This is a genomic window from Shewanella sp. cp20, assembly GCF_000832025.1.
Taxonomy (GTDB): Bacteria; Pseudomonadota; Gammaproteobacteria; order Enterobacterales; family Shewanellaceae; genus Shewanella.
Genome location: NZ_JPII01000048.1, coordinates 256,662 through 274,514, shown reverse-complemented (window position 1 = coordinate 274,514; position 17,853 = coordinate 256,662). Strand labels below are relative to the sequence as shown.

The 17,853-nt window shown below is 50.7% G+C and carries 9 protein-coding genes, 4 tRNA genes and 1 pseudogene; 9 read left to right on the top strand and 5 right to left on the bottom strand.

Annotated features, from left to right (window positions below; translation table 11 throughout):
* Positions 1–9 precede the first annotated feature (9 nt).
* The 4 genes from DB48_RS17115 (at position 10) to DB48_RS17100 (ending at position 9,203) form a co-directional block, all read left to right on the top strand.
* Positions 10–2,313, top strand: a complete 2,304-nt coding sequence (locus tag DB48_RS17115) for an efflux RND transporter permease subunit (RefSeq protein WP_041511390.1) — start codon at positions 10–12, stop codon at positions 2,311–2,313.
* A gap of 264 nt (positions 2,314–2,577) precedes the next feature.
* Complete coding sequence (locus tag DB48_RS17110) at positions 2,578–7,422, top strand: NAD-glutamate dehydrogenase (protein ID WP_041511389.1); 4,845 nt, start codon at positions 2,578–2,580, stop codon at positions 7,420–7,422.
* Positions 7,423–7,484: 62 nt separating this feature from the next.
* Positions 7,485–8,510: a quinone-dependent dihydroorotate dehydrogenase gene (pyrD, locus tag DB48_RS17105; protein WP_041511388.1), complete on the top strand. Its 1,026-nt coding sequence runs from the start codon at positions 7,485–7,487 to the stop codon at positions 8,508–8,510.
* A 159-nt stretch (positions 8,511–8,669) separates the two neighbouring features.
* A complete protein-coding gene (locus tag DB48_RS17100; RefSeq protein ID WP_041511387.1) occupies positions 8,670–9,203 on the top strand; it encodes a cell division protein ZapC in 534 nt (177 codons plus the stop codon).
* A gap of 739 nt (positions 9,204–9,942) precedes the next feature.
* On the opposite strand, the gene DB48_RS17095 is transcribed toward DB48_RS17100, so the two are convergent.
* The 4 genes from DB48_RS17095 to DB48_RS17080 all read right to left on the bottom strand — a co-directional run bounded on the left by DB48_RS17095 (position 9,943) and on the right by DB48_RS17080 (position 10,499).
* Positions 9,943–10,019, bottom strand: a tRNA-Met gene (locus tag DB48_RS17095).
* Between the two features lie 47 nt (positions 10,020–10,066).
* Positions 10,067–10,143 (bottom strand) — tRNA-Met (locus DB48_RS17090).
* A gap of 161 nt (positions 10,144–10,304) precedes the next feature.
* Positions 10,305–10,381 (bottom strand) — tRNA-Met (locus DB48_RS17085).
* 41 nt (positions 10,382–10,422) lie between these two features.
* Positions 10,423–10,499 (bottom strand) — tRNA-Met (locus DB48_RS17080).
* A 268-nt stretch (positions 10,500–10,767) separates the two neighbouring features.
* Here DB48_RS17080 and rlmKL point away from each other — a divergent pair.
* The 5 genes and pseudogenes from rlmKL to rmf all read left to right on the top strand — a co-directional run bounded on the left by rlmKL (position 10,768) and on the right by rmf (position 17,271).
* A pseudogene (gene rlmKL, locus DB48_RS17075) lies at positions 10,768–12,902 on the top strand (bifunctional 23S rRNA (guanine(2069)-N(7))-methyltransferase RlmK/23S rRNA (guanine(2445)-N(2))-methyltransferase RlmL).
* Positions 12,895–13,131 (top strand): glutaredoxin family protein, encoded by a 237-nt coding sequence (locus tag DB48_RS17070; protein ID WP_041511386.1) that lies wholly within the window; start codon positions 12,895–12,897, stop codon positions 13,129–13,131. The pseudogene rlmKL and the gene DB48_RS17070 overlap by 8 nt, the downstream one beginning before the upstream one ends.
* 1 nt (position 13,132) lies before the next feature.
* Positions 13,133–15,043 (top strand): ABC transporter ATP-binding protein, encoded by a 1,911-nt coding sequence (locus tag DB48_RS17065; protein WP_041511385.1) that lies wholly within the window; start codon positions 13,133–13,135, stop codon positions 15,041–15,043.
* Between the two features lie 24 nt (positions 15,044–15,067).
* Positions 15,068–16,909, top strand: a complete 1,842-nt coding sequence (locus DB48_RS17060; protein ID WP_041511384.1) for a DUF3466 family protein — start codon at positions 15,068–15,070, stop codon at positions 16,907–16,909.
* Between the two features lie 185 nt (positions 16,910–17,094).
* Positions 17,095–17,271, top strand: coding sequence for a ribosome modulation factor (rmf, locus tag DB48_RS19970; protein ID WP_082035666.1), 177 nt, complete (start codon positions 17,095–17,097; stop codon positions 17,269–17,271).
* Positions 17,272–17,329: 58 nt separating this feature from the next.
* On the opposite strand, the gene fabA is transcribed toward rmf, so the two are convergent.
* Complete coding sequence (fabA, locus tag DB48_RS17055) at positions 17,330–17,845, bottom strand: bifunctional 3-hydroxydecanoyl-ACP dehydratase/trans-2-decenoyl-ACP isomerase (RefSeq protein ID WP_041511383.1); 516 nt, start codon at positions 17,843–17,845, stop codon at positions 17,330–17,332.
* Positions 17,846–17,853 lie beyond the last annotated feature (8 nt).

The window sequence follows — 17,853 nt, the reverse complement described above, 5'->3', positions numbered from 1 at the left end:
GGCCATGGCATGTTAGATAAATTAGTTAATGGATTAGAATCCTTCCTGTTTCGGCAACGGGCCTATGTGATATTCGCCTTCTTGCTGGCAACCCTGTTTCTCGGCTTTCAGGCCAGCCATCTGAAGATGGATGCGGCGTTTGTTAAGAATATCCCGCTTAATCATAGCTATATGCAGACTTATCTGAAGCATCAGAAGCAGTTTGGCGGCGCAAATAGCATCATGGTGGCGGTGGAAGATACCAGTGGCAACATCTTTAACCCCAACTTTTTCGATACCTTAAAGCAGGTACACGACCAGCTGTTCTTCATTCCTGGTGTCGATCGTGCCCAGGTTAAATCACTCTATTCGCCATCGACCCGATTTACCGAGGTGGTGGAAGATGGCTTCGCAGGCGGCCCCGTGATCCCGGCTGATTTCTCTACCACGCCTGCCGGGCTTGAGGTGGTGCGCAGTAATATCGAGAAGGCGGGTATCGTCGGGCGCCTTATCGCCGAAGATTATTCGGCGGCCATGGTGACCGCTCAGCTGATGGATTTCGATCCGCAAACCGGTGAGCCACTCGATACCTTGGCCTTTGCCAGTCAGCTCGAGAAGGAGCTGCGCGGCCAATATGAAAATGACAAGATAAAGGTTCATATCATTGGCTTTGCCAAGATGGCCGGTGACGTCGCCGAGGGGGCCAAGGGGGTCGTGCTCTTCTTTGCCATCGCCATCTTAGTGACCGCCGTGATGGTGTATCTCTTCTCGCATTCGATCAAGCTGACCCTGCTGCCGCTGGTGTGTAGTTTGGTGGCCGTGGTCTGGCAGCTGGGCTTGCTGACTGTGGTCGGCTTTGGCCTGGATCCCATGTCGATTCTCATCCCCTTCCTGGTGTTTGCCATCGGGGTGAGTCACGGGGTACAGATGATCAACGCCGTCAGACGCCGCGTGGGTGAGGGGGAAACGACTAAGGCGGCCGCCGCGCTCGCCTTCCGTAGCCTGCTGATCCCTGGTGGGGTGGCGTTGCTCTCAGATACCGTGGGTTTCATGACGCTGCTGGCTATTGATATCGGCATCATCCGCGAACTGGCGATCTCGGCATCTCTGGGTGTGGCGGTCATCATCCTGACCAACCTTGTGCTTCTGCCGCTGCTGATCTCCTTTACCGAGGTTAAGGCGCTGCCGACGAAGTCGAACGGCAAGGTGGATGCGCTTTGGCGTAAGCTGTCCAATTTCGCCACACCTAAGTATGCGATGGTCGTGTTGATTGCCACCGTTGCCCTCTACGGACTGGGGCTACAGCAGGCCAACAAGATGAAGATTGGCGATCTGCAGGGGGGGGCGCCGGCATTGCATTTTGACAGTCGTTATAATCAGGACACCTTCTATATTACCGATCACTTCTCTATTACGACGGACGTGATGACGGTGATCGTCGAGGCCTTTCCCGAGGCTTGTACCTACCATGATGTGCTGACACAAATCGATGAGTTCGAATGGCAGGTGGCTAATACCCCTGGGGTCGAGTCGACCGCCAGCCTGGCGTCTATTGCCAAGCGGGTTAACGCTGGTTTCAACGAGGGTAACCCTAAGTGGCAGGTGCTGCCACGTACCACCGCAAGTCTGGTGCAGGCGGTAGGGCAGATCCCGACCACCTCGGGTTTGCTCGACGGTAACTGCTCTGTGATGCCTGTGTATCTGTTCCTTAAAGATCATAAGGCGGAGACCATTGAGCTGGTGATCGATAAGGTCAAGACGCTGTCTGCCAAGATGGATAACGACAAGCTCAAGTTCAAGCTGGCTTCTGGCCCGGTTGGGGTAATGGCCGCGACCAACGAGGCGGTGGCCGAGGCACAGTTGCCTATGATGCTCTATGTCTATGGCGCCGTGTTTGTCCTCTGTCTCATCAGCTTCAGATCGATTCGCGCGACTGTGGCGGTTATCCTGCCCCTGTATGTAGTATCGACCTTGGCACAGGCGTTGATGACTCAGCTCGATATCGGCCTGGCGGTGAGCACGCTGCCGGTGATCGCCTTGGGCGTCGGTATCGGCGTCGACTATGGTATCTATATCCTGTCGACCATGGCGGTTAAGCTCAGAGACGGTATGCCGGTGCAAACCGCCTATCACCAGGCGCTGATTGAGCGGGGCAGTGCGGTGATATTCACCGGCCTGACACTGGCGATTGGCGTTAGTACCTGGTTCTTCTCAGCGCTTAAGTTCCAAATGGACATGGGCATACTGTTAACTTTCATGTTTTTGGTGAATATGTTGGGGGCAATAATTATTTTGCCTGCGATAGGTGCTATTTTCTGGCGTAAGCCGCGATAGCAGACTGAAAGAGAGAGCATTGGCTCTCTCTTTTTTTGCATAGTTACGCTCACTTTACGATTGTTTTTTCATCATGCACTCCGATATGGCCGCAAAACCCCGGGGGATGAGGATCTACCACTAAAATAGTTCTCGAAAATTGGCACATTTAGTAATAAACTTCGCGCTATGACTTAGGTCACATAATTAGATTTGGCCTGTCATATGCTCAAGCATCCATAAAATTACAAAAACGCTGCCATAGACCCTAAAGGAAACAGCAACATGGCCTTGAAAGATGCAATGCCTTCAGTACTACTCGAGAACGTAGTCAGCCTAATTCATTCGAAAGTTCCCAATACACAAGCCAAACAAGTTGAACAGTTCGCAACTTGTATTTATGCCCATATGTCGAAAGATGACTTGCAGCACCGCAATGACAGTGATCTTTACGGCGCCGTCCTCAGCCTTTGGAATGCCGCGAACAAGACGCCTGTTGGCGAGACCCATATTCGCGTGTTTAATCCGAGTCAATCTAAGCATGGTTGGAAATCATCCCACTCAATCATCGAGGTGATTCAACCAGATATGCCTTTCCTTGTTGACTCTGTAGGCATGGCGCTTAACCGCATGGGCATCACCACTCACATGATGTTGCACACGCCGTTAACCGTGAAGCGTGATCAGGGCGTGATCACTGGTGTTAGCTACAACGACGATAAGGATGAGAGCAACGACAAGGTTGCCGTGTTCCTGATCGAAGTCGACAGACTGAGTAGCGATGCCGATATCAAGAGCCTGGAGAAAGAGATCCAATCTGTATTGGGTGATGTGGCTGCATCGGTCAACGACTGGCAGGCGATGTCTAATAAGCTAAGCGAGACCATCGCCGAGCTGGCCGACCGCCCTTTCCCGGGTAAGAAGCGTGATCTGGATGAGGCCATCAACTTCCTGACCTATCTCAACAACCATCATTTCACCCTGCTGGGCTACCGCCGTTATGACTTGCACAAGGTCGAAGGTGATCTCGAGTTGTTGCCAGTTAACGAGACCAGCCTTGGTCTGATGAATGTACCGGGTAAGCCTAAGAGTTCTAAGGGACTCATGCTCTCTAGCCTGTCAGATACCGCACGTAAAGAAGCGCTCGACAACAGCCTGCTTATTCTGACCAAGAGCACAGAGAAGAGCCGTGTACACCGCCCAGCCTATGTCGACTATATCGGCATCAAGCGTTTCGACGAGCAGGGTAACGTGATCGGTGAAGATAGATTCATCGGTCTGTATGCCTCAAACCTTTACAACCGCAGCCCTCGTGAGATCCCGCTGCTGGCAGAGAAGCTGCAGCGCGTACTGGACGACTCTGGCCTGACGCCGCACTCGCACGACTACAAGGCCTTGATGCACATTCTGGAAACCTTGCCACGCGATGAGCTGGTTCAGGCGCGAGAATCAGAATTGGCCAGCATGGCTCACGGTGTTCTGGAGATGCAAGATCGCGACAAACTTAAGCTGTTTGTGCGCAAGGATGGCTTCGGTCGCTTCCTCTCTTGCCTGGTTTACGTCTCTAAAGACAGATACAACACTAAGCTGCGTGAAGATACTCAACGTATTTTGGCGCAACACTTCAACACTAAAGAAGATGTTGAATTTACAACTTATTTCTCTGAGTCTACGCTCGCGCGTACTCACTATATAGTTAAAGTCGATAATAATATTACGGATGTAGATGTGGCTGCCATCGAAAACAATCTAATTGAAGCTGCGCGTTCATGGGAAGACAAGTTAAACACAGCGCTTATCACTGCCCAAGGCGAAGAGTCGGGTAACCGTCTGGTTAAACGTTATGTGAATGCCTTCCCTCGCAGCTATAAAGAAGATGTGTTGCCTAGCTCTGCCGTGGTCGATATCGAGCATCTGGAAGCATTAGATGACGATCACAAGCTTGGCATGCTCTTCTATCAGCCACAGGAAACGGCTTTAAAAGACAACAAGGTACGCCTGAAACTCTTCCACAAGGATGAGCCAATCCATCTGTCAGATGTATTGCCTATGCTGGAAAACTTCGGCCTGCGTGTGATCAACGAGCGTCCCTATGAAGTGATGACCGCCGATGGTTCAACCTTCTGGATCTTGGACTTCTTGATGACAGTGCAAGGCGCGGCGGTCGATAATCTGGCCGATAGCCAAGACAGATTCCAGACGGCCCTGTCTCAGGTATGGCGTAAAGAATTAGAAGATGACGGCTTTAACCGTCTGGTATTGGCAACTGGCCTCTCTGGCCGCGAAGTCTCTGTACTGCGTGCCTATGCTAAGTATATGCGTCAGATCGATGCGACCTTCAGTCAGGCCTATATCGAAGAGACCTTCAGCAGCTATCCACAAATTGCCGATCTCTTGGTGAAGATGTTTATCCGTAAGTTCAACCCTAAGCTGAAGACACGCACACTGTCTAAGTTTGTTGAACAGATTGATATGCGTCTGGAAGAGGTGTCTAGCCTGGATGACGACCGTATCATCCGTCGTTACCTGGATCTGATCAACGCCACTCTGCGTACCAACTTCTATCAGGTGCTGCCAGATGGTAACAACAAGCCTTACGTGTCATTCAAGTTCTCACCTGAAGAGATCCCTGAGATGCCGCGCCCGCTGCCTAAGTTTGAGATCTTCGTCTACTCACCAAGGGTAGAGGGTGTGCACCTGCGTGGTGGCAAGGTTGCCCGTGGTGGCCTGCGCTGGTCCGATCGTCGTGAAGACTTCCGTACCGAGGTACTGGGTCTGGTGAAAGCGCAGCAGGTGAAGAACACTGTAATTGTGCCTGTGGGCGCCAAGGGTGGCTTCGTCTGTAAGCAACTGCCGAGTGAAGGTGGCCGCGATGCCTTCTTCACCGAAGGCCAAGAGTGCTACCGTCTGTTTATCCGCGGTCTGCTGGATATCTCTGACAACATCATCGAAGGCGAAATTGTTCCTCCAGCGAACGTGGTACGTCACGATGAAGATGATCCATACCTGGTTGTGGCCGCCGATAAGGGCACCGCGACCTTCTCAGACATCGCCAACGCCATCTCTGAAGAGTACGGCTTCTGGTTAGGCGACGCTTTTGCATCGGGTGGTAGTAACGGTTACGACCACAAGAAGATGGGTATCACGGCCCGCGGTGCATGGGAATCGGTTAAGCGTCACTTCCGTGAAATTGGTATCGACTGTCAGACGACAGATTTCACCTGTTTGGCAATCGGTGACATGGCCGGTGACGTATTCGGTAACGGTATGCTGCTCTCTGAGCACACCCGTCTGGTGACTGCATTTAACCATATGCACATCTTTATCGACCCGAATCCTGATGCTGCCAGCAGTTATAAAGAGCGTGCACGTCTGTTCGAGATGCCACGTTCAAGCTGGGAAGATTACAACAAGGACTTGATTTCTAAGGGCGGCGGAATATTCCTGCGCTCGGCCAAGTCAATCACACTGACGCCAGAAATGAAGAAGATGCTGGACACCAAGAAGGCATCGATGACACCAAACGAGCTGCTTAAAGAGCTGCTGAAGATGAAGGTGGATCTGATCTGGAACGGTGGTATCGGTACTTACATCAAGGCGACCAGCGAGACTCATGCCGAGGTGGGCGATCGCGCCAACGACGCACTGCGTGTCAATGGTAACGAGGTTCAGGCGCGCATCATAGGTGAGGGTGGTAACCTAGGTTGTACCCAGCTTGGCCGTATCGAATATGCTGCCAATGGTGGCCGCATGAACACCGACTTCGTTGATAACGTTGGTGGTGTGGATTGTTCGGACAACGAAGTTAACATCAAGATCTTGCTTAACGCCATGGTGGCCGAAGGTGAGATGACAGTTAAACAGCGTAACCGTCTGCTGGTTGAGATGACTGACGAAGTCAGCCGCATCGTACTGCAAGACTGTAAGGATCAGACCCGCACCATCTCTGTGACTCAAGTGCGCGGCGCCGAGCAGTTGAAAGAGCAGATCCGCTTCATCCATTACCTGGAGAAGGAAGACAAGCTCGACAGAGCACTTGAGTTCCTGCCAAGTGATGACGAGCTGGCAGAGCGCCTGGCAAACGGGAAGTCACTGACTCGCCCAGAGCTATCTGTACTGGTAGCCTATGCCAAGATGGTATTGAAGGAGCAACTGCTGACGCCGGAAATTACCGATGATACTTTCCTAAGCCAGCTACTGATCGAATACTTCCCTCGTCAACTGCAAGAGAAGTACAGCGAGCGTATGGTTAACCATCCGCTGCGCGCCGAGATCATCGCGACCTCGCTGGCCAACGAGTTGGTTAACGACATGGGGCTGAATTTCGTTCAGCGTATGCAAGATGAGACAGGTGCCTCAGTCGCCGAAGCTGCTATCTGCTACACTATGGCCCGTGAAGTATTTGGTTTAGCTGATTTAACTAAATCGATCACGGCGTTAAACGGTGTGGTGCCTGCTGTGGTTCAAGGCGAGATGCTGCATCAGTTGCGTCGTAATCTACGCCGCGCGTGTCGTTGGTTCTTACGTCATCGTAACCGTAACCAAAGCATCGAGCAGGTTGTGGCCTTCTTTAGCCCAGTGTTCCAGGAGCTTCGTCAGAACGTTCATCAGTATCTGGTGGAAGATGAAGTCAACGGCATCCGTGCCGAGATTGCAGCGCTGGTGAAAGAAGGTGTACCAGAGCAGGTTGCGACCGATGTCGTGAACATGAGCACACTGTTCTCTGCGCTGGACATCTCGCAAATTGCCGAGCTGGAAGACAAGCCTGTGGCCTTGGTTGCCGAGACCTACTACAAGTTAGGTGCTCGTATCGACCTGCACTGGTTCCTCGAGCAGATCAGTGCGCAGCCAGTGGCGAACCACTGGCAAGCGCTGGCGAGAGCGGCATTTAGGGAAGAGCTCGATTGGCAACAACGTTCACTGAGTTCTGCAGTGTTACGTACCTGCCCATCGGTTTGTGATGCTGACGCCATTATCGATCAGTGGGTCGAATCCAATCAGGGCTTATTGGAGAGATGGTTCCACATGCTTGCAGACTTTAAGACCTCGCAGACCCACGAGTTTGCGAAGTTCTCAGTCGCCCTACGTGAGCTGAATCTGTTGATCCTTCATTGCGAAGGTCAATCGTAAAAAATAAAAATTAGTTATGAGCCCTGGCAATCGCCGGGGCTTTTTTCGGTCTAGGAGAATGCATGTTTTACAAAATCGCACAGAAAGTGATGTTTCAGATGGATCCCGAGAAGGCGCATAACCTTGCTATAGGCGGTCTGAAATCAACTGCGAATTCGCCATTAAACTGCTTTTATGCACAGAAGCTGCAAGCGGCCCCTGTCGAGTTTATGGGATTGACCTTTCCTAATCCTGTCGGTCTAGCCGCCGGTATGGACAAGGACGGCGAGTGTATCGATGCGTTCCACGCCATGGGTTTTGGCCATGTGGAAGTGGGCACTGTGACTCCGCGTCCACAGCCGGGTAATGATCAGCCACGCCTATTTCGTTTAAAGCCCGCCAAGGCGATTATTAATCGTATGGGCTTTAACAATAAGGGTGTCGATAATCTGGTGGCAAACCTGAAGGCGGCCAAGTCGGGTGCCATGGTTGGGGTGAATATCGGCAAGAACAAGGACACGCCGGTAGAGCAGGGCAAAGAAGATTACCTTATCTGTATGGAAAAGGTTTACCCTTATGCCGCCTATATTGCGGTAAATATCTCTTCACCAAATACTCCGGGTCTGCGCAGTTTGCAGTACGGGGATTTACTCGATGATCTATTGGGATCATTAAAAGCCAAGCAGAAAGATCTTGCCGAACGTCACGGTAAGTATGTGCCGATCGCGTTGAAAATCGCGCCAGATCTTGAGCCAGAAGAGATAGAGAAGATTGCCGAGTCTCTGATCCGCAATGAGTTCGATGGCGCTATCGCCACCAATACTACACTGACGCGCGATGGGGTAAGCGGCTTGGTGAATTCTAACGAAGCCGGTGGGCTAAGCGGTAAGCCTTTGAATTCATTGTCAACAAAAGTGATTAAACAGCTTGCCGATTGCTTGAAGGGTCAGGTGCCTATCATAGGTGTTGGCGGTATTAATAGTGCTGCCGACGCGTTAGATAAGTTGGATGCGGGCGCAACTATGGTACAAATTTATTCTGGTTTTATTTATCGCGGACCAGAATTAATTAAAGAGATCGTCGATGCATATCGCGTCAAGAGTAAATAAGATCTTAATTTAGATCTAAAAGCGATCGCGCGATCTTAATTAGATCGCGTTTGATCGCAATAACATGTTGTTATCTATATCATATTTGTAATATTTTTTTTGATATTGGCTGAAATATCATCTATTATCGAGCTGTATTAAGGTATATAGGTACACGTTATGTTATTAATGCCACAAAGGGATTGGCAATGGATATATAACGATTCGTATGGGGTTTTAAGCGTTTCGTTAGGTTCGGATATGGAATTTCTGACTCCCTATAAAACGAAAGCACTTATTCCTGATGCCCTGGCAACCACGGAATTTAATGTCGATCACGCTAAATTCTATATTGAGTTTATTGAGCGTATTGGTAAGTCATTAAATATTGCCGACGCGGTAAGGGTGCAGCTGGCACTTAATGCTACCGCGGCCCATTTTCTGTTAAAACCTCAGATGCCTAAGTCGTGGTTTTTTGAGACTTCTGCCGTCTGTGTATACAGTGAACTGGGCAAGGTGTTTCAGTTGAAATGCCAAGGCGAAGTGGTGCAGGTTCTGGTGGTTGAGTCTAATATTCAGGCCTCCTTGGTGATGTTGTTATCGCCCGAATTGTGCCTGAGTGACAGCAAGGCTATGCGCCAATTCGATTGCATTAAGGTGATGAACGATAGATTACATCCCTTAAAGGCGAATCGTCAGATCGCTGCGGCTTAATAAGCAAGACAAAATTTAATCGAATGGGGAGCCGAGGCTCCCTATTTTTATGGCTGATGTTTTTGATCTATTTATTTTATTGCAATCGTCGACTGTAAATCATTTTTTCGATCCATCAGGCTTGCCTTTCTTTTACTTTCTAATCTCTTCTTCTATTAATCTCTGCTACTTAACTGTCTGTTTTATGATCATTTGTTGAGTTTTGAATCGACAGATTAAAACTTAAAATAAAATCTCAATAATTAGCCGGAGCAAGACAGGCCTAACTGCAGGTGTCACAAGTTTATTGATTTCAAATGCTAGTTTGCAATTCTAGATAGCATGGCGCGCCAAGTTAACTTGGCTTTTCTAACATAGCCAGATGCACTGAGCAGGGTGGTTTAATAAGCGTAAGAAATAAGGTGGTGGGCATAAGAAATTGGTTGTGAGAGCCGGATGTTATTAACTGTTCTGCATACCGTCGACGACTGTCGTCGTATGCATGGCAGACTTAAATAGCGTGATTTGACTGAGGTTTTAGAAATGGTTGCGGGGACGGATTTGAACTGGGGCATACCGTGGACGACTGTCGTCGTATGTATGGCAGACTTAAATTAGATGATTTGACTGAGGTTTAAGAATTGGTTGCGGGAGCCGAATTTGAACTGGGCGGCATACCGTCGACGACCTTCGAAGCTAATATCGCGAGTTGAATCAGGCGAGCTACGATTGAGTATATAAAGAGGGTTAAATCTGAAATTGGTTGCGGGAGCCGGATTTGAACCGACGACCTTCGGGTTATGAGCCCGACGAGCTACCAAACTGCTCCATCCCGCGTCCGTGAGATACGCTGTAGTTGTTTTGATTCTTGCTACGAAAGAAATTGGTTGCGGGAGCCGGATTTGAACCGACGACCTTCGGGTTATGAGCCCGACGAGCTACCAAGCTGCTCCATCCCGCGTCCGAATGTGATGCAAACCGTTTTAATTCTTGTTTGAGGAATTGGTTGGGGTAGTGGGTTTAAATCGACTACCTTTGCTGCGGTTAATATTGCGAGCCCGAATGGGGCGCTTTAACCTTTTACATCACTTTACCGATCTACAATATGCGTTAATCAGAAATTGGTTGCGGGAGCCGGATTTGAACCGACGACCTTCGGGTTATGAGCCCGACGAGCTACCAAGCTGCTCCATCCCGCGTCCGATGTGATACAAACCGTTTTAATTCTTGTTTGAGGAATTGGTTGCGGGAGCCGGATTTGAACCGACGACCTTCGGGTTATGAGCCCGACGAGCTACCAAGCTGCTCCATCCCGCGTCCGGATGTTCACTCTAACCTCTGTGGTGCCTACAGCTTTTGCCGTTGGGTACTCAGTGCGTCAAAGCGGGGCGAACTATATCGACATGAGCGTTGCAATGCAAGTCGCCGTCGTGAATTTCTTACCAAGCGTTTATTTATCAGGCAAAGTGCTGGCTTAACGCGCAAACCAGGAAATTTTAAACCTTCATTTGGCAGAACTTTTTATCATTTACTCTGAGGACAAGGTATAATGACGGATTGATTTTTGAAGTGTGTCTATCTATCCATGTTGAATTTTTTTGCCGCAGCCCCGAGAGGCTATGAGTACGCCCTGTCTTTGGAACTGGCTGAGTTGGGCGCCGCCGAGATTAAGGAAAGCGTTGCCGGCGTCTATTTCTCTGCTCCCCTTAATCTGGCTTACCGTATCACCCTGTGGTCACGACTCGCCAGCCGTATCGTTCTGGTGATCTATAAGGGGCCCTGCGAGAATCCCGAGCAGCTCTACAATGCGGCTTATTGCATCGACTGGCAGACCCATTTCTCTAATAAGAGTAGCTTCAGCATAGATTTTCACGGTGTGGGTGGCTTTATCAAGAACTCACAATTTGGCGCGCTTAAGATAAAGGATGCGGTCGTTGACCGTTTTCGTGACGATGGCTGCTCACGTCCCGATGTGGCCCGTGTCGATGCCGATTTTAAGATAGATGCCCATTATCGCCGGGGTCAGATCACCCTAGGGATTAACTTCTCGGGTCCTGCGCTACATCAGCGCGGTTATCGCTCCACCACAGGGGAGGCGCCGCTGAAGGAAAATCTGGCGGCAAACATGTTGGTTCGTAGTGGCTGGCAGCAGGCGCCTAAAGATCTGCTCGACCCCTTCTGTGGCAGCGGCACCATACTGATCGAGGCGGCCATGATGGCTTGCGATATCGCCCCGGCGCTGCAGCGTCGTCGTTTCGGTTTCGAGCATTGGCTACGCCATCAAAATGCCGACTGGCAGGAGCTGCTTAGTGAGGCAAAGGCCCGCGCCTCTATCGGTATCAAGCGCTGTGAGATCAAGTTTTATGGCTCAGATATCGATTCGCGTCTGGTGGCATTGGCCAAGCGCAATGCCCAAAATGCCGGGGTTGCTGAGCTTATCGAGTTTTCAGTGGCCAACGCCCTCAATGTCACGCCGCCGGTGGAGCAGGGCTATCTGATCACCAACCCGCCTTATGGTGAGCGTCTGGGTAACGTCACCTCGCTGTTGCAGCTCTATTATCAGCTGGGGGATAAGCTCAAGGCCGAATTTGGTGGCTGGCAGGTGGCGGTACTTAACAGCGACATCGAACTCCTCTCTGCTCTTAAGCTTAAGGCCGACAAGCAGATGAAGATGTATAACGGTGCGCTGGAATGTGCCTTTAACCTCTATACCTTGCATGCCAACAGCACCCGACGCCTAGACCCTAGCCAGGTGCTGAGTCAGGGCGGTGAGGTGAGCGAAGTGGCTACAGCCTTTAGTAACCGTATCAAGAAGAACCACAAGCAGCTGAGTAAATGGGCCAAGCGCGAGGGGATAGACAGCTATCGTCTCTATGACGCCGACATTCCCGAATACAATGTGGCGGTCGATATCTATCTGGATCATGTGGTGATTCAGGAGTATTCGGCGCCTAAGTCGATTCCCGAGGCGGTGACCAAGCGTCGCCTAACCGATGTTCTGCTGGTACTGCCCCAGGCCATAGGGGTCGATCCCGATAAGATCATCCTTAAGACCCGCGAGCGTCAGAAGGGCACTAACCAATACCAGAAGCTGGATACCACTAAGCTCGAGCTGGTCACCACAGAGTACGGTGCCAAGTTTAAGCTCAACCTGAGAGACTACCTGGATACAGGCCTGTTTTTGGATCATCGACTCACCCGTAAACTGGTGGGCGAGAAGGCCAAAGACAGAGACGTGCTCAACCTGTTTGCCTATACCGCAGCGCCTCAGTTCACGCCGCGCTGGGTGGTGCTAAGTCGGTGACCACGGTCGATATGTCTAACACCTACCTTAACTGGGCGCAGGATAACTTTGAGTTAAACGGCCTAAAGGGCAAGCAGTATCAGTTTATTCAGAGTGATTGCCTGCAGTGGATAGATGACTGCGATACCCTGTATGACCTGATTTTTATCGACCCACCGACCTTCTCAAACTCTAAGCGTATGGAAGACTCTTTCGATGTGCAGCGTGATCATGTCAAGTTGTTGACCGCGTTGGTCAAGCTGTTGCGTCCGGGCGGAGAGATCCTGTTTTCCAACAACAAGCGCAAATTCAAGATGGATAGCGAGGCGTTAAGCGCGCTTGGCTTGTCGATCACTAATTTGGATAAGCAGACACTGCCGCTGGACTATAAGCGTAATCCGCACATTCATAACACCTGGTTGATTCAGCATGCCTAACACCAGCGCCTTTATTCTTTTTCATACCGATGCCTGCCATCTTTGCGAGCAGGCTCAGGCGCTTATCAGCGCGCTGAATATCGATTTTGTCTTGCAGGATATCTGCGATGACGAGCGACTGGCGCAGCGCTACGGCGTGCGTATCCCAGTGTTGTTACGTCAGGCCGATGGCGCCGAGTTAGGCTGGCCTTTCGATAACGAGCAGTTGCAACAATTTACAGGAGCATAAATTGAGTCTGGTTCGTATAAATAACGGCTCATTGGCCTATGGCTACACCCCCTTACTGCAAAATGCCGACTTTACCATAGAGGCGGGCGAGCGCGTCTGTATTGTGGGCCGCAACGGCGCCGGTAAGTCAAGCCTGATGAAGGTGATCGGCGGTGAGGTGTTACTCGACGATGGCGAGTTTAACATTGCGACCGACGTTAAGGTCAGCCGACTACAGCAGGATCCGCCTAAGGCGGAGCAGGGCACTGTGTATGCCTATATCTCGGCCGGCTTGCAGGAAGTGGGTGAGAAGCTCGAGCGCTATCATCAGCTTTCTCACGATGTTGCCCATGCCGATCCAAAGGAGATGGAGCGTCTGCTCAAGCAGATGGAGCGTCTTCAATCGGATCTTGATCATCTCAACGGCTGGCAGCTCGATACCCGCATCAATCAGACCTGTGAACTGCTGGGACTAGACGCCGACGCGAGTCTGGCGAGCCTGTCCGGTGGCTGGCAGCGTAAGGTGGCTTTGGCCCGCGCCCTGGTGAGCGAGCCGGATCTGCTATTGCTCGACGAGCCCACCAACCATCTGGACATCGACACCATAGAGTGGTTAGAAGAGTTCCTGCTTAACTATCGCGGCGCCATCGTCTTCATCAGTCACGACCGTGGCTTCATTCAGCGCATGGCGACGCGCATCGTCGATCTCGACCGAGGTGTGGTGACCTCCTGGCCTGGCGACTATCAGACTTATCTTGATGGTAAGGCGGAGTGGCTGAGGGTCGAAGAGGAGAAAAACGCCCAATTCGACAAGAAGCTGGCCGAAGAAGAGGCCTGGATCCGCCAAGGGATCAAGGCGCGTCGCACCCGCAACGAGGGTCGCGTGCGAGCCCTGAAGGCGCTGCGTATGGAACGTATGGCGCGTATCAACCGTCAGGGTGGCGCCAAGATGCAGGTGGCCGATACCGAGCGCTCGGGTAAGCTGGTATTCGATATCAAGGATCTTAACTACAACCTGCCCGACAAGAACCTGGTGAAGAATTTTACCACCTCTGTGATGCGCGGCGATCGTATCGCACTTATCGGCCCTAACGGTTGTGGTAAGTCGACCCTGATCAAGCTATTGATTGGTCAGCTTGCGCCGCAGTCGGGGGAGGTGAAGGTCGGCACTAAGTTGGAAGTGGCTTATTTTGACCAGTATCGAGAGGCGCTGGATCCGGAAAAAACCGTTGAAGACAACGTAGGCGAAGGTAAGAAGACGGTTACCATCAATGGCCAGGACAGGCATATTCTCAGCTACCTGCAGGATTTCCTGTTTTCGCCCATGCGCGCCCGGACACCGGTTAAGGCGCTCTCTGGCGGCGAGAAGAATCGTTTGTTGCTGGCGCGTCTACTGCTAAGGCCGGCAAACCTGATCATTCTCGACGAACCGACAAACGATCTTGATATTGAGACCTTAGAGTTGCTAGAGTCGCTGTTGACCGATTATCAGGGCACTCTGTTATTGGTGAGTCACGACCGTGCCTTTATCGACAACACTGTCACCAGCTCCTGGTGGTTCACCGGCAACGGTGGCTGGAGTGAATATGTCGGGGGTTACCAAGATGCCGTGTCTCAGGGGGCAAAATTTTATTCTGAGGAACCAGTTGCCAAGGAAGCTGTCCAACTCAAGGTTGCCGAGCCGGTTAAGAAGGCCGCCGCTAAGGCGGAGAAGAAACTTTCTTATAAATTACAGAGAGAACTCGATGCCTTGCCTGCCAAGATGGAGCAACTCGAAACCGAGATAGAAAGCTTGCAGGCGGTCATCAATGAAGCCGATTTTTATACTCAAGCACAAGATCTGGTCAGTAGTCGATTAAATGAACTGGCGGCACTGGAGCAGGAATTGGAAGTGTGTTTCGAACGTTGGGAAGAGCTAGAAGCTCTCAAATAGACGATAGAATAATAGGAAAATTACATGAAGTTGAAGTTTGATAGAGCCATCTCTTTAGTTGCCGCCGGAGTGATCACCGCGCTGCAGACGGCTCATGCTGCACCTGTCTATGAGATCCAGAATATCGATGACTATGATCTAAACGGCACGCTAGAGTCGACCATCAACGGCTATGGCATGTTTGTCAATCAGCAAGATAAGATGGTAGGTATCTCTAAGGGTAAGAAGAAGCTTGAAGTAGACGACGAGACTGGTGGCGCCATCGATATCGAAGATGGCATCCCGCCCGAGCAGTTGGTGTCTTACTCTATCAACAAGCCTATCATTGCCAACAACTTCACCTTCAATGCCGATGGCAATGGAGCGAGCGGCAGCTGGATCCCAACCTTCGATTCCGTTTTTGGCACGACGCATCCTAAAGATACCGACGAAGCCTTGCCGGAGACCATTAACTCCATCAATGCCTATTATTACGGCATCAACAACAATGGCATTAAGGTCGGTAGCTATACCGCCCCTGAACTGAAAACCGAATATACAGGTGAGACTGAAGGCCAGGAGTTCTGGTACTACCGTGAATTTGAGGAGCGTGGCTTCCTCAAGACCGCCGAGGGAACTGACATCGCACTGGTACCACCTTATACCGTCTACAGTAAGGATGATACCGATGTGGTCGTGGGTGGTGTGTCGGTTGCAACCGCGATCAACGACAATAACCTTATTACGGGTTATGCGACCACAGATCTGGCCAAGTCGAGTAAGACACGGGTCGATAACTGTATTACCGGTGAAACCTATCCTATCGACGTCTGTGTGCAGAGGGACCAATATCCAGATAGTAACAATGTACGCCGTATTCTCTATCAGACGCGCGGGTTTGTGTGGCAGTTTGATGGCACAGATGTGACACCAACCGAGCTACCGTTAGGGCTTGAGTCGACCTCAGACAGCGTGTTTACCGCTCAAGGTCTTGGTGTCAATAGCCAGGGAGTTGTCGCTGGCCGCTCCCATGTCTACCGTAACGATGATAAGGATAAGTTGGCATTCGATGCCGCCTATTGGGTCAAAGATGCTCAAGGGGCTTACCAATATCACTGGGTGAAGATGACTAACGATCAGCTCTCCTCTGTGGCCTATGACGTCAACGATAATGGTATCTTGGTGGGTAGCTATCGTCGCTACATCGAAGGCTATCTGCGTGACAAGTTCTTCTATCTGGATACCAACGCCGAAGATCCCACCTTCGTGACCCCTAATGATTTCTATAAGGTGATGTCCGACCGTAGCTCTCGTCCACGTGATATTAACAACAAAGATCAGGTAGTGGGTTACGTGGAAGTGACCTCAGAGAAAGAGAAGCCACGTATGAAGGGCGCCTTCCTGTATGACAAGGCAAGCGATGAGTTTAGTGTCATCGATGATCTTCTTGTGTGTGAATCGAAAGGCTATGTTAAAGATGATGCCGGCGAGTGGAGCCGGAATAAGGTCGAGGTGGTCGACGGTGACGGTAAGACACTCTACTACGATAGTGAGATCCGCATCGTAGAGGCTAGCAGCATTAACGATGATGGCACCATAGTGGGTACCGCCTTCATTCGTAAGCCTTCTTACCAATATGATGAAGACGGCAACTTGGTTATAGGCGAGAATGGTAAACCATTGTTCGAACTCAACGCCAATGGTCAGCCGGTAACGGCCTACTTGCCGCGTATGGTGGTGCTTAAGCCAACGACATCGGGCTCAGCTTGTGAAGTAGAAGAGAAAGATGACTCGGGTAACGGTAACTATGAGCGCAAAGGCGCCGCCAGTTTTGCCTGGTTGTTGCTATTGCCTCTAGTCTGGCTGAGACGCCGCGCTCGGGTCTAAGGGCCATTAGAACTTATTGAACTAAAAATCGGGGCTTATGCCCCGATTTTTTATTAATAAGGAACTCATGCGTTTAAATAATAACCCTTTCGAAAGGTAAATTTTTGATTGATCTCGTGATGAAAAAGTTCTATTTCTATGGATGAGGCTTCGGCCTTTAGGATTTGAGAACAGAGGATGCTTGCATGAAAAGACAAAAAAGAGATCGTCTCGATAGAGCTTTTTCAAAGGGATTCCAGGCCGGGATAGGTGGCCGCTCGAAGGATAACTGTCCTTATTCTACTTTAGACTCTAAATCACAATGGCTCGGAGGGTGGCGCGAAGGCGTCGATGGCCGTCTCAGCGGCCTGTTCAACAAGTGATTTAGCTGTTTGCCCTCTGTTTAGAGGGCATTTTCATATCTAGCGCAATGATAATTGCTTAGAAGCTTGAGGTATCGGTAAAGATACCGACTTTCAGATCTGTGGCTGAATAGATCTCGCGGCCATCGACTTCCATCACGGCATCTGCGATACCCATGACTAGCTTTCTATAGACCTTACGCTTGATGGTTAACTTGTAGGTGACTTTCTTGGCATCGGGCAGTACCTGACCGGTGAATTTCACTTCGCCAACACCCAGTGCGCGACCTTTACCCTGGGCACCTTCCCACCCGAGGAAGAAGCCAACCAGTTGCCACATGGCGTCAAGACCCAGACAGCCTGGCATCACGGGATCTGTCTCGAAATGGCAATCGAAGAACCAGAGTGATGGATCGATATCCAGTTCAGCAACAATTTCACCCTTACCAAATTCACCACCGTCATCGTTGATCTTAGTGATGCGATCTATCATCAACATATTGTCGATAGGCAGGCGTGGCGAGTTGGCGCCAAAAAGGTTACCGTGGCCGCAGGCGACCAATTCTTCTTTACTGAAACTGTTAGCTTTATTCATTGTTAACT